This window comes from Flavobacterium collinsii, assembly GCF_946903285.1.
Taxonomy (GTDB): domain Bacteria; phylum Bacteroidota; class Bacteroidia; order Flavobacteriales; family Flavobacteriaceae; genus Flavobacterium; species Flavobacterium collinsii.
Window position 1 is genome coordinate 1500250 of record NZ_OX336425.1, and the last position, 14215, is coordinate 1514464.

The 14215-nt window shown below is 34.2% G+C and carries 11 protein-coding genes; 7 read left to right on the forward strand and 4 right to left on the reverse strand.

The genetic code is table 11. The features are described 5' to 3' along the window. Positions 1-8 precede the first annotated feature (8 nt). The 6 genes from OGZ34_RS06680 (at position 9) to OGZ34_RS06705 (ending at position 6835) form a co-directional block, all read left to right on the forward strand. Positions 9-1685 carry a peptide MFS transporter gene (locus OGZ34_RS06680; protein ID WP_173967110.1) on the forward strand — a complete coding sequence of 559 codons (1677 nt, stop codon included), beginning with the start codon at positions 9-11 and terminating at the stop codon, positions 1683-1685. A 77-nt stretch (positions 1686-1762) separates the two neighbouring features. Continuing rightward, positions 1763-3421 carry a peptide MFS transporter gene (locus OGZ34_RS06685; protein WP_173967109.1) on the forward strand — a complete coding sequence of 553 codons (1659 nt, stop codon included), beginning with the start codon at positions 1763-1765 and terminating at the stop codon, positions 3419-3421. A gap of 14 nt (positions 3422-3435) precedes the next feature. Further along, a complete protein-coding gene (locus OGZ34_RS06690) occupies positions 3436-4920 on the forward strand; it encodes a peptide MFS transporter (RefSeq protein ID WP_263362530.1) in 1485 nt (494 codons plus the stop codon). Positions 4921-4971: 51 nt separating this feature from the next. Continuing rightward, complete coding sequence (locus OGZ34_RS06695) at positions 4972-5439, forward strand: thioredoxin family protein (protein WP_173967107.1); 468 nt, start codon at positions 4972-4974, stop codon at positions 5437-5439. Positions 5440-5664: 225 nt separating this feature from the next. Then, positions 5665-6117 (forward strand): thioredoxin domain-containing protein, encoded by a 453-nt coding sequence (locus OGZ34_RS06700; protein WP_173967106.1) that lies wholly within the window; start codon positions 5665-5667, stop codon positions 6115-6117. A gap of 271 nt (positions 6118-6388) precedes the next feature. After that, positions 6389-6835: a thioredoxin domain-containing protein gene (locus OGZ34_RS06705; protein WP_173967105.1), complete on the forward strand. Its 447-nt coding sequence runs from the start codon at positions 6389-6391 to the stop codon at positions 6833-6835. A gap of 137 nt (positions 6836-6972) precedes the next feature. Here OGZ34_RS06705 and OGZ34_RS06710 read toward each other — a convergent pair whose 3' ends face one another. The 4 genes from OGZ34_RS06710 to surE all read right to left on the reverse strand — a co-directional run bounded on the left by OGZ34_RS06710 (position 6973) and on the right by surE (position 11783). After that, positions 6973-9012, reverse strand: a complete 2040-nt coding sequence (locus tag OGZ34_RS06710) for a ComEC/Rec2 family competence protein (protein ID WP_263362531.1) — start codon at positions 9010-9012, stop codon at positions 6973-6975. A gap of 46 nt (positions 9013-9058) precedes the next feature. Then, complete coding sequence (locus tag OGZ34_RS06715; protein ID WP_263362532.1) at positions 9059-9544, reverse strand: C40 family peptidase; 486 nt, start codon at positions 9542-9544, stop codon at positions 9059-9061. Between the two features lie 12 nt (positions 9545-9556). Next, the gene (gene lpxB, locus OGZ34_RS06720) at positions 9557-10675 is read right to left on the reverse strand and encodes a lipid-A-disaccharide synthase (protein ID WP_263362533.1); all 1119 of its coding nucleotides are present in this window, start codon (positions 10673-10675) and stop codon (positions 9557-9559) included. Positions 10676-11003: 328 nt separating this feature from the next. Next, on the reverse strand, positions 11004-11783 hold the full coding sequence (gene surE, locus OGZ34_RS06725; protein ID WP_263362534.1) for a 5'/3'-nucleotidase SurE: 780 nt from the start codon (positions 11781-11783) through the stop codon (positions 11004-11006). Between the two features lie 201 nt (positions 11784-11984). Here surE and OGZ34_RS06730 point away from each other — a divergent pair, with 201 nt between their 5' ends. Continuing rightward, entirely contained in the window at positions 11985-14168 is a 2184-nt protein-coding gene (locus OGZ34_RS06730) for a carboxy terminal-processing peptidase (protein ID WP_263362535.1), read from the forward strand. Positions 14169-14215 lie beyond the last annotated feature (47 nt).

Consider the following 14215-nt stretch of genomic DNA (forward strand, 5'->3'; position numbering starts at 1 on the left):
TAAAGAATATGGGAGAAACTAAAGTAAAAACTGCACATCCAAAAGGACTTTGGGTATTATTTGGAACGGAGATGTGGGAGCGATTCAATTTTTATGGAATGCGAGCTTTATTAACTTTATTTCTTGTGAATTCATTATTGATGAAGGAAGAAGAGGCTTCTTTAATTTATGGAGGTTTCCTAGGACTTTGTTATCTAACACCTATGTTGGGTGGTTTTGTTGCCGATCGTTTTTTAGGAAACAGAAACTGTATTCTATTAGGCGGATTGTTAATGGCAATTGGACAGTTGTTGTTGTTTACCAGTGGTAGTGTTTTTGAAGGTAACAGAGCCTTTGCTACAATCATTATGTATACGGCGTTAGGAGTTATTGTTTTTGGTAACGGATTCTTCAAGCCAAACATTTCAAGTATGGTTGGAAGTTTGTATCCAAAACAGGAAAAAACAAAATTAGATAGTGCTTTTACTATTTTCTATATGGGTATCAACATTGGAGCTTTTTTAGGCCAGTCTATTTGTCCTTTATTAGGAGATGTAAAAGATGCTGGCGGAATTAGAGATATTCATGCTTTTAGATGGGGATTCCTTGCCGCTTCTATTGCAATGTTATTAGGGACGTTACTTTTTTACTTTTTAAAGAATAAATACGTAGTTTCTCCTGAAGGAAAACCATTAGGAGGTTTGCCTTCTAAAAATGACGCTTCTGATTTTGAAGAAGGAGAAGCGCAAAAAGCAAATTTCTCAAATAAAGCGTTAGCAGTTGCCGGAATTGCATTTGTAGCTTTAGGATTCTTTTTTCATTATGTGGTAGGTCAGAACCTGATTTATACTTTGATCTACTCTAGTGGTTTATCATTAGCCGGATTAATTATTTCGGACACTTCTTTAACTAAAATTGAGAGAGACAGGATTATCGTTATTTATATCGTTTCCTTTTTTATCATTTTCTTCTGGGCAGCTTTTGAGCAAGCTGGTTCATCATTGACTTTTATTGCAGACAATCAAACGGACAGAAACTTTTTTGGCTGGCAAATGCCACCGTCAATGGTTCAGATTTTCAACGGACTGTTTGTGGTAATTCTGGCGGTACCTTTTAGTATACTTTGGGATACTTTAAGAGCCAAAGGAACAGAGCCAATCTCACCGGTAAAATTAGCCGTTGGTTTAGTCGTGATTTCTATAAGTTTCTTCATGATTGCAACTCAGGTTTCTTATATTGGAACTTCAGGCCTGTTATTGGTAAAATGGTTGATTTTATTGTATTTCTTAAATACATGTGCTGAATTGTGTTTGTCTCCAATTGGTTTGTCATTGGTAGGTAAACTGTCTCCAAAACGTTTCGCTTCATTGTTATACGGAGTCTTTTTCTTGTCAAATGCATCCGGTTATGCTTTAGGAGGAACTTTAGGTTCTATCTTGCCTGCAACAGGAGATAAATTTGCAAAAGCAAAAGAATTAGGAATCGATCTTCAGGCAGTTTTAGATAACAAAATTACACCAACAGCGGAACAATTGGCTTTATTAGAGAAACATCAAATCAGTGCACATAATCACTTCTTTGCTGGATTTGAAATCCATAATTTATACGAGTTTTTCATGGTATTCGTAGTGCTTACAGGACTTGCTGCAATCATATTATTTGCGTTAACTCCATTTTTGAAAAAGATGATGCATGGCGTTCGATAATTAATAATTATTAGATATAAAAAATTACCTACAGGTCTAGGCTTGTAGGTAATTTTAATTTTAAAGACTGTATAGTTATGTGGAAAAAACACCCTAAAGCATTGCCTTTTTTGTTTTTATCTGAAATGTGGGAACGTTTTGGATATTACTTAATGATTGGAATATTTACTTTATATCTAAAAGATGTAAAGGATGGTTTTGCTATGACCGAGAAAGAAGCTTCTGACTTATACGGAACCTTTATCGCATTGGTTTTTTTAACTCCTTTTATTGGCGGACTTATCGCAGATCGATATTTAGGCTATAAAAAATCGATTGTTTTGGGGGGAATCTTAATGGGTATTGGTTATTTCTTAATGGGAGTTCATGATATAACGGTGCTCTATATTGCCATGACTTTGGTGATTGTGGGAAATGGTTTCTTTAAGCCTAATATTTCTACACTATTGGGAAGTTTTTATTCTAATGAAGAATATAAAGATAAAAAAGACGAAGGCTACAATATTTTCTATATGGGAATTAATGTTGGAGGTTTTATTTGTAATTTCTTTGGTGCTGCACTGCAAATTCTATTAGGCTGGCATTGGGCTTTTATGGCAGCGGGTGTAGGTATGTTTATTGGTGTTATTGTGTTTTTATTGGGTACAAAACATTATGTAGGCCATGATCAGAAAAAAGGAGTACAGGAAGGCGATATGCCGTTTTACAAAATCATCCTGTTTATTTTATTGCCATCTTTTGTTTTTGGAGCAATTGGCTGGTTGATAAAAGGAGTAACGTCAGAAACAAATTTAGACAGTTATATTTTTGGTTCAGATAGTACAGATGCCTTTATATTTGCCTGTATTCCGATAATTTTCTTTTACGGATCACTTTATTTTAAAGCAAAAGCAGAAGACAAACGACCAATAGGAGCTTTGTTGGCTATTTTTGGTGTTGTTATTTTATTTTGGGCGGTTTTTAAACTTAATGGCTCAGCGCTTACCACTTGGGCAGATCGCTATACAGACAGAGAAGTTACCGGAACAACGGGTCAGCTTGTTGGAAAATTAAAATTAGCCAAAGAAGTCGAATATAAAAAAGAATCGGTAGAACTTTATGATCATCAGTTTCGTTTGCAAAAAGTAAATGGTGAAGTTCAGAAAGAAGTAAATTATCCGCTATATTTTAGAAACGTTGCGCCAGAGAAACTTCCCGCAGAAGGAGGTAAAGTACATCTGTGGGCAACCAATTTAAGTCAATCTATTAACCCTGCCTGGGTAATCATACTAACCCCTTTGATTGTTGCTTTTTTTTCTTTTTTACGTTCAAGAAAAAAAGAGCCCTCAACACCAACTAAAATAGCCTTTGGGTTATTAATTTCTGCATTGTCGGTTTTAGTTATGATAGCTGCCGTTCAAATTGGTCATGATGGGGCGGAGAAAGTGAGTGTCTGGTGGTTGGTAGCCAATTACGGAATCATAACCATAGGAGAATTGTTTTTAAGTCCAATGGGATTATCGGTGGTGTCTAAACTAAGTCCGGTAAATATTACATCCTTAATGATGGGAGGTTGGTTTTTATCTACTTCAATAGGGAATAAATTAAGTGGAGTTTTGGCTAGTATGTGGGACACCTACGATAATAAAGCTAACTTTTTTTGGGTTAATTTTGCATTGTTAATGTTTGCAACAGTGCTAATGTTTGCCTTGGTAAAGGAGCTTAATAAAGTGATGAAAGAAAAAGGAATTAATTAATTATTTATAAATAAATGGAAGAGAAGATCACTTTAGAGGAGATTCAAAATTTTGAAGGCACTTATCCAAGACAACTGTGGTATTTGTTTTTTGTTGAAATGTGGGAACGTTTTTGCTTTTACGGAATGCGTGGCGTACTTACGTTTTTTATGGTAGATCAGCTTTTGTTAAAAGATGAGCACGCCAATTTACAATATGGAGCCATTCAGGCTTTTGTTTATGCTTTTACCTTTATCGGCGGTATTTTTGCTGATAAGGTATTAGGGTTTAAAAAATCATTATTCTTTGGAGGGATCGTTATGATTCTTGGAAATCTTTTGATTGCCTTTTCTCCTCAGGTGATGTTTTATTATGGTATTGCGTTTTCGATCATTGGAACAGGGTTTTTTAAGCCAAATGTTTCTTCAATGGTAGGAGAGTTGTACCATGAAGGAGATGGTCGTAGAGACGCAGGTTACGGAATGTTTTACGCCGGAATAAATGTTGGAGGCCTTTTAGGGGGGGCTTTGTGTATTTATTTAGGAAAATACTACTCTTGGCAACTGTGCTTTTTGTCGGCCGCAATAGTGATGTTTTTGGGATTGATCACCTTTTTGTTTACAAAAAAACATTTGGGGCCAATTGGAGATTCTCCATTATTGCATCTGGATGCAGGTAAAAGAAGAATTCGTGAAATAATAGTGTATGCAGTATCGATACTGAGTTTGCCATTTATTTTTATAATGGTGAAAAATACCGATTATACGGATTATTTCATGTATACGATTGGTATAATTGCCGTTCTCTATTTTGTTTATGAATTGATAAAACTAGGAGATGTAAAAATGCAGAAAAAGCTCTTCGCAGCCTTTTTGTTTGTATTTTTCTATTTGTTGTTTAACTCGATATACGAACAAAGCGGTGGGTCGTTATCGCTTTTTGCCAAAGACAATTTGAGTGATCAATTGTTGTTTTTTACGATAGATCCTAACGTAGTCAATAATAGTTCTAATACCTTTTTTGTAGTTGTTTTGAGTCCGCTTATTGGTTTATTGTGGATTTGGCTTGGAAAACGAAAAATTGAACCAAACACTTTGATTAAGTTTGGAATTGGGTTTTTATTCCTTGGAGCTTCCTTTTACATCTTTTATCTAACTAAGTTTTTTGCAAGCTCAGAAGGTATAGCTTCTTTAAATGTCTTTACGTTTGCTTATTTGATAACAACTATTGGAGAGCTTTGTTTAGGGCCAATCGGAATGTCAATTATTACCAAATTATCTCCAAAAAGATTATTCGGAATGATGATGGGATTGTGGTTCCTGGCAAGTGCATTCGGGCAATTATTTGCAGGGAAATTAGGTGCAGAAATATCAAGATCAAATACAGGAGATACATTGCTTTCTAAATTGCAGTCTTATACAGAAGGATATTATCAATTGGCAATTTATTCGATTGTTGCAGGGGTTATATTAATTGCAATTTCGCCAATTATTAGAAAATTAATGCAAGAAGTAAAATAGACGACATTTTGCGATTCTTTTTTTGTTTAAATTTGTGAAAAATAAAAGGATATGAAAAAAATATTTTTAATAACACTATTTTTAGCCGGAGCATTTGTAACACAGGCGCAAGAGTTAAAATGGTATACAGACGTCAAAGAAGCCATAACAATAAGTAATAAGGAGAAAAAACCTTTGTTAATGTTCTTTACCGGAAGTGACTGGTGCGGATGGTGTATTCGTTTGCAGAATGAGGTTTTAAAAACAACTGAATTCAAAAAATGGGCTACGGAGAATGTAGTCTTGGTTGAGCTCGATTATCCAAGAAGAACACCTCAAACGCCAGAACTTAAAAATCAGAATAATGAATTGCAGCAAGCATTTGGAATTCAAGGGTTTCCGACCATTTATTTTACAAGTGCTGAGTCCAAAGACGGGAAAGTCAATTTTAAAGGATTGGGTCAGACAGGATATGTTGCGGGTGGCCCGGCTGCATGGTTAACAGTTGCGGAAGGAATTGTACATCCAAAAAAATCTTAAAGTAAATACTCAATTACAATTATAGTTCAAAAAACTCCTTACCCTTTGGTAAGGAGTTTTTTTGTTTAGTAAGAAAAAGGAATTACCAATTTTACACTTATTAAGTATTTGATATTTTATTTTGTTTAAAAAAATGTATAATGTATTTTTTATATTAATAAAAATTGGAAAATTAAAATATTATGTTAATTTCGTCTTGATATTCTAACCAAAAACCAATTTAATATGACCAAAAAAATACTTATCCTACTATTTTTTTTCGGTTCAATTTTTATGCAGGCACAGAACTTAGTTTGGAAAACGAACATGACGGATGCCATTGCACTTAGTAATGAACAGAAAAAACCCATGTTGATTTTATTCACTGCCTCAGGTGTACCGGAAAATCTTCAAAACGAAATTTTCAAAACTCCGGATTTTGCGGTTTGGTCACGCGACAATGTTATCCTTGTAAAGCTTGATTTGTCTGACAGTACTGCCGATGAAAGTGATAAAGAGCAAAAACTAAAATTAAAGAATGCTTTTGGAGTTGAGGACTTACCGGAAGTATGTTTTGCAAGTGCTTCGATCAGAAAAAATAAAACTACTTTTAGTGCTTTAGGAAAAATTGCCTATAAACCTGGTGGTGCAAAAGCCTGGATTGCGGAATCAAATGCAATTTTACATCCAAGTGAATGATAAAATTTAAATTAAGTTTCTTAGTTTAATTTGTAGATTCCCTTTTTGCTCTCGGGTGAGAAGGGATTTTTTTTTGAACGGTTTGTTCTGTTGATCAGTGGTTTTGTCAATTAAAGCCGGATATATTTTTATTTTCTTAATAATTTGTGACTTTATTAGTGAATTTGTGTTTCTGTTATTTTTTTTATCGTTTTTGTTTAGATATGTCTTGTTTGATAAAGATATTATGTTAATTTAGTCGCATTAACCTACTTAAAAAAACCAACTTAGTATGACCCGAAAACTACTTATCTTATTATTTTTTTTAGGTGCGTTTGGTCTGCATTCGCAAAATTTAATTTGGAAGACAGATATGAATGATGCCATCATGGCGAGTGATTCACAAAAACGGCCTTTATTGATTTTTTTTACTGCCGCTGGGGCACCGGAGAGGATTCAGAGTGAAATTTTTGTCACACCTGATTTTGCGGTATGGTCACGTGATAATGTTATTTTAGTAAAACTTGATATGTCTGATGATTCTGTGTCGGACATGGTAAAAGAGCAAAATCTAAAATTAAAAAATGCTTTAGGCATTGCAGAACTACCTCAAGTATGTCTTTTAATGGCTTCCGTTAGAAAAGGGAAAACGACCTTTAACAATTTAGGTTTGGTTCCTTATAGGCAGGGTGGCGCAAAAGCATGGATAGCAGATGCGAATTTAATTTTGAATCCATAAGCATTTTAGAATCAGTTTAGCTGTTTGATTTTGTAACACTTCTTCACTTGTTAAATGAAAATGTTGTTGTTAGAATCAATCAAAGTATCCCGGACTTAAGAAGAGATTTATTTGTCTTTTCTAGAGTAATTAAAAAATTATTCATTTAAGGAGTAAAATCCCTTTTCGGCTGTGGCATGAAAAGGGATGTTTTTTTTATTACAGCTGCTTTTCCAGATTTTCTGAATAACGTAAGAATTGGATCCATCAGCAATTATAATTTTAGGATGTAACTCCTGTAAAATACGCTCTAAGTTTATTTTTGGAGATTGAATCAACATCAGAATGTCAGGTTGAATTTTACTTTCATAAATTCCGGAACTATCAATTACTAAGATTTTTTTACCATTAAAAAACAGTATATTCTTAATTTTAGTAATAGTGTCTAATTTGCTGAAATTCCCCACCAAATAAAAATTTAGTATGGTTGCCTTTGATGTTTGAAGGGGTACTGTATCATTTGAATACACCTTGATTGTGCTTCCTTTTCTTTGAGATACTAAAGTGTTTTTCTTTGTGTGATAGACAATCATTTCCAGTTTGGTCTCTGTTTCTCTTTTGGTGTAAAGTAGAGAAATTTGAAAGGTGATGATAGAAATCAGTAAAGCAAACGTTGTGTTGTAATTGGTTTTTTTGCCCCAAATAATGCCTGCAATAACCACAAAATAAGAAGTGATCAAAAGATAGAAGTTAAAGCTAATATCCCGTATAACAAACCAATCTAGCGAAGCAATGTAGTGAATCATAAGGTTTAAAAGAGAAACGCTTTTTTCAAATATCTCAATTAAGAGCATGGGAGGAGGGCAAAAAACAGCAAGAAACATTACTATAATTCCTGCGATCATTATAAACGATAAAATAGGAATTACGATAATATTGGTCACAAAAAATAATCCCGGAAATTGATGAAAGTAATACAGGCACAGTGGTAAGGTACCTATTTGTGCAGCAAAGGAAACGGTTAATGCATTCCAGATGAAATGTAAAATTTTGAGTTTCGGAGACCACATACTTTTTAACAAAGGCTGTAGCCAAAGAATAAAAAATAAGGCGAGGTAACTTAACTGAAAACCGGCATCGAACAGAAAATAAGGTTCAAAGAGTAGAATTAAAAGCAGCGAAGCAAGTAAAGTGTGGTAAATGCTACCTGCTCTTCTAAGGTGGTTGCCAACAGCCAGGAATGAGAACATAACGACAGAACGCAATACTGACGGAGACAGGCCTGAGAGTATCGCAAAAAATGAAAGAGACAGGAGAATCGAAATTAATTTTAATAAAGAGCCTTTTCGTGTATTGGGAACGGGTTTTAGAATAAAGCTGATAAACAACATAATAAATCCAACATGCAGTCCGGAAACGGATAAGATGTGTGTGGCTCCAGAGAATTGATAATCCTGAATAAGATCGTTTGAAATTTCTTGTCGTTGCCCCAATATAAGGGCAAGAGCAACATTCATTTCTGTTACGTTAAAATTGGCCTTTTTCAGATTGTTATATATCCTTGAATGTAACCGACCTGAATAATACCAAATGTCTTTTTGATTTTTTTTGCTAACCGCGATTTCTACTGTATTGAGGTATACCTGAGCGTAAATCTGTTTGTCCGAAAGGTATTTTTGATAGTTAAACTGATTTGGATTTTTATTTGGACTATTGCGTTGTAAAATGGTTTTGGTTTTTATTATACTTCCAATTATAATTGGGTTTTTAGTGCTGTCCTTTTGAATGTTTACCAGAATTTTTCCAGAGTAATTTTTGCCATTGATCTCTTTGACTATGGCATTGTAGCGATCATTGTATGCATTACCCTTTAATTTTTCACGTATGACAAAATTTATAGTCTGAGGAACTTTAAAAGCGTCTTTGCAATGTGTATAATTGGATTTTTGTAGCGATTCAGAGTGAAACAAAAGTGTTACGGCACCAATAAGAAACGAAACAAAATATGTGCTTATTCCGAAGATTACAGGTGGTTTTTTATTTTTTTGAATCGAAAAATAAACAAGTATAAAAGTAATGAAACCAATAATAAAGGCTACGACGGCCATCCAGAATGCTAGCGGATAATAGTACGAGACTAAAATACCACAAATAAACCAAATGGTAATTTTAGTTAAAGGGAAATCTAATACTTTCATGAATCAAAAGTATTAAATTATTTGTAAGAAAAAGAATATAATTTATTTATTCGATTACTCTGTTGATTTGGGTAAATGAATTTTGGTAATAAGCTTCTTTGGTTGATGAAATGATTACTCCTTTTGAAGTGGAAGAATGAACAAATTTGATTTCGTCTGACTTTACTTCTACAATCAGTCCGACATGATTGATCTGTTTGCTTCTATTTGTTTTAAAAAAAATAAGATCGCCTTTTCGGGCATCATTAAATTTAATAATTCTGCCTACCTTGGCTTGTTCAAAAGAGTTTCTGGGTAGTTTTATGTTTTCTGATTCAAAAGTAGTAAACACCAATCCGGAGCAGTCATAGCCATTTTTTGTCGTACCGCCTGCTTTATATCGTACTCCAATATTGTCTGTTGCGTGCTCAATCAAATGAGTTACAGTATACCTGTTTTCGCGCTTCGATTCCTTATTGCTTACCGCTGTTGAAGCCGATTTACAAGAAGCGAAAAGGACGATGACGAGAATTAAAAGAGCTGCTTTTTTCAAATCAAAAAATATTTAAACGTGTTTTAAGTCAGCAACAATAAGTTTTGCCGTTTTTTTACTGGCACCTATTCCACCTAGTTTTTGCTCCAGAATGTCATAATTTTTTAGTAATTTCTCGCGATAATCAGGTGTTAGCAATTTGTGTAATTCTTCTTTAATTCGTTTGGTGTTGCACTCACTTTGAATTAATTCTGTAACCACTTCTTCATCCATAATTAAATTAACAAGCGAAATGTATTTTAGCGTAATGATGCGTTTTGCAATCTGATAGGAAATCGCACTTCCTTTGTAACAAACGACTTCAGGAACTTTAAAAAGGGCTGTTTCCAGAGTAGCTGTTCCGGAGGTTACCAGAGCTGCCGTTGAAGAGCGCAACAAATCGTAAGTCTTGTTCGAAATAAACTTGATGTTTTTATTACTAATGAATTGCTGATAAAATTCAAAATCCTGACTTGGAGCACCAGCAATTACAAATTCATAATCCTGAAAGTCATCAACCACACTAAGCATAACGCTCAACATTTTTGTAATTTCCTGTTGACGGCTTCCGGGTAGCACTGCTATAATGGGTTTTTCTCCCAATTGGTTTTCTTTTCTGAAAATCGTTTCATCAAAGGAAGGCTGATTTTGAATAGCATCAATTAAAGGATGTCCTACAAAATCGACTGGAAAATGATGTTTGTCTTCGTAAAAGCTTTTCTCGAAAGGTAAGATTACAAACATCTTGTCGATATCTTGTTTGATTGCCTTAATACGATTTTCTTTCCACGCCCAGATTTGCGGTGAAATATAATAATGAGTTTTGTAATTTAAAGCTTTGGCCCATTTGGCAATACGCATATTAAAACCAGGATAGTCTATGAAAATCAGAACATCAGGTTTGAAAGCTGTAATGTCTTTTTTGCAAATTTTAATATTGTTTAAAATCGTTTTCAAATTGAAAAGAACTTCAACAAATCCCATGAAAGCCAGTTCACGGTAATGTTTTACCAGAGTTCCACCGGTTTTTTGCATTAAATCACCGCCCCAAAATCTAATTTCTGCCTGAGGATCTTCCTCGTACAATGCTTTCATTAAATTAGAACCATGTAAATCTCCGGACGCTTCACCAGCTATTATGTAGTATTTCATATCGATTTTTTTGAAAGTGTGTTTCCAACTTTACACACAGAAGAATTTTTGCAGGACAAAGATAAGATTTAAATAAACAAAGTTGAAATCGCCAGAACAATGACAGCTGAAACAACGCCTCTAGTCGTAAATTCCCGGTTTGTTTTTAGAAAAATACCAAACACGGCCAGATTTAGAATCGTTCCGAATGTAATTACTTTCCAGAATATCCTTCTTGTCTGATCGTTTGAATTCCGGTTAAAATATCAAATTTTGTAAAGAACGAAACAAATAAAAAGCTTCCCAGTAGAGCAGTAAAAATTCCGGTTATAGAACCGTAATCATGTCTTTATTCGTTTAATTTCCAGGTGTTAAGTTGTTGCATGGCATGGTGTGCAGTTAAATCAAACTGTACAGGAACAACCGAAATATATCCGTTTTCTAAAGCCCATTCATCGGTATCTTCACCCTGATCTTCGTTGGTGAATTTTCCGGTAAGCCAGTAGTAATCTTTCCCGAATGGAGTTTGTCTTTTGTCAAACTTTTGCGCGTAGTAGGCTTTTGCCTGACGACAAACTTTTATTCCTTTGATTTCCTCTTCTTTTAACTTTGGAAAGTTCACATTTAAAACGACTCCGGGAGGTAGTTTGTTTTCGAGAGTTTGTAAAGTAATCTTTTTAACGAATGACTTGATCTGTTCAAAATCAGCGTTCCAGTCAAAATCCAGTAAAGAAAAACCTATTGCCTGAATCCCCTCTATTCCAGCCTCTACAGCAGCGCTCATAGTACCTGAATAAATCACATTAATAGAAGAGTTCGATCCGTGATTAATTCCGGAAACGCACAAGTCTGGTTTTCTTTTTAAAATTTCATTTACGGCCAGTTTAACGCAGTCTACAGGAGTTCCCGAACAGCTGTATTCTGTTACAGCATCTTCTTCCTTAGAAATTTTGTCAAGAAACAGCGTATTGTTTATTGTAATGGCATGCCCCATGGCACTCTGAGGTTTGTCCGGTGCGACCACCACTACTTCGCCAATCGTTTCCATCACACTTATTAAAGCCCTGATTCCGGGAGCTAAAATGCCATCATCATTGGTAACTAATATTAGAGGTTTCTCATTTTTCATGCTAAAATTGTAATGTTATATAAGGGTATTAAGCAAATGTAGTGACAGATTTTGGTAGAATACGAACAAATAAAACAAAATTTGTCAACTAATTTAAAGAAGATTTTTGTGCATCAAACATTTTTATATCTTTAACAAAAAATTATAGCGGGCTTGGCTTTGTTGGCACAGTTTTTACCGTAACTTAGATTAAAAAATTTGATGAATGCTATTATTAAGTTTATGAAAAGAAATTATAAAATACTTATAGCCGTATTATGCTTGTCATTGACTTTGTTTGCTTTTAAGATAAATGCAGACAAATCAGTAGATCCGGACCCGAATAGAGATAAAACACTTTTGGAATTATTAGCATTTGTTATTGAAAAAGGACATTACAGTCCGGCAGAAATAAATGACGAGTTTTCTAAAGGAATTTTTAAAGATTATATCGAAGCATTAGATCCTTCAAAGAGATTCTTTTTGCAGTCTGATATTGATGAATTCAAACAATATGAGTTGCAATTAGACGATCAGTTTTTGAATAAGGATTTAACGTTTTTCAATCTTACCTATACAAGATTGATGAAACGAATGGAAGAAAGTAAAAAACGTTACAAGACTATTTTAGCGCAGCCTTTCAACTATGATGTGGATGAAACTTTTAATGCAGATTACGATAAACTGCCGTATGCAAAAAATACAACAGAGATTAACGAAAGATGGAGAAAACAAATTAAATTGTCTACCCTTTCTTCGTTGGTAACCAAACAAAAATTAGAAGAAGATAAAAAGAAAACAGATCCTAATTATAAGGAGAAAACTTTTGAAACTTTAGAAAAAGAAACTCGTGAAAGTTCATTAAAATCTTTAGATGACAACTTTAGTTTGATTAAAGATCTGAATAAGGAAGATTGGTTTTCGGTATATGTAAACTCAATAATGACGCGTTTTGATCCGCACACCAGTTATTTTGCTCCGGAAGATAAAGATCGTTTTGATGTTAACATCAGTGGGAAATTAGAAGGTATTGGTGCAAGACTGACCAAGAAAAATGATTTTACTCAAATTGATGAGTTAATTTCCGGAGGTCCGGCATGGAAAGGAAAACAGCTTGAAGCTGGAGATTTAATTTTGAAAGTTGCACAAGGAAATGAAGAACCTGTAGATGTTGTTGGAATGCGTTTGGATGATGTTGTGAAAAAAATTAAAGGACACAAAGGAACAGAGGTTAAACTTACTGTTAAGAAAGTAGACGGTTCTATTAAGATAATTTCTATAATAAGAGATGTAGTTGAAATTGAAGAAACGTACGCTAAATCGAGTATTGTAGAAAGAAACGGATTGAAATACGGTGTAATCTATTTACCTAAATTTTATATTGATTTTGAAAATAAAGACGGTCGTGATGCCGGGAAAGACATTGCTCTTGAAGTCGAAAGGCTTAAAAAAGAAGATATAAACGGTATCGTACTTGATGTACGTGACGATGGAGGTGGATCTTTATCAACTGTAGTGGATATTGCCGGATTGTTTATTGAAGAAGGACCAATCGTTCAGGTAAAATCGGCAGGAAAAAAGAAAGAAGTGCTATACGACAAAGATAAAAAAGTCGAGTGGGACGGTCCATTAGTAATCATGGTAAACAGCTTCTCGGCTTCGGCTTCAGAAATTTTAGCTGCTGCAATTCAGGATTACAAACGTGGAGTGATCATTGGTAGTAAACAAACCTATGGGAAAGGAACTGTTCAAAATGTCCTGGATTTAAATCAGTTTGTGCGTAACGCAAATTATGGAGATCTGGGTGCTTTGAAAATTACAGGACAAAAGTTTTACAGAATCAATGGAGGTTCAACTCAGTTAGAAGGAGTTCATAGTGATGTGGTAATGCCGGATCGTTATGCTTACTTAAAAATGGGAGAGCGTGATATTGACAATGCGATGCCGTGGGATAAAATAGATCCGGCTGATTACAGTACATGGCATTCAAATGGAAATTTCAACAAAGCAATTGAAAGTAGTAGAAACAGAATTGCTCAAAATGCGCAATTTAAATTAATTGAAGACAATGCGAAATGGATTGATGTTAAGAATAAAGAGAATACTTATAGCTTAAATATCAAAAGTTTCAAAGCTACTCAGGAGCAGGTAGAGAATGAAGGTAAAAAATACAAACCAATTTCTGATTATAAAAATAGTCTGGTTTTTAAATCATTGCCTTACGAAGAGCTTGAAATGAAAAGCGATGCAACGCTAAAAGAAAAAAGAGATGCTTGGCATCAGGCACTATCGAAAGATGTTTATGTTGAAGAAGCATTGAATGTTTTAGATGATTTACAAGTTAAAAGTGTGGTAAAAAATACTAACACCACTAAAATCAAAAGGGATAAATTAGTAAAATCTTAATTTCTTAAAGGATTAATTTGTTAAGAAAACGCTCCAAAAAGTATATT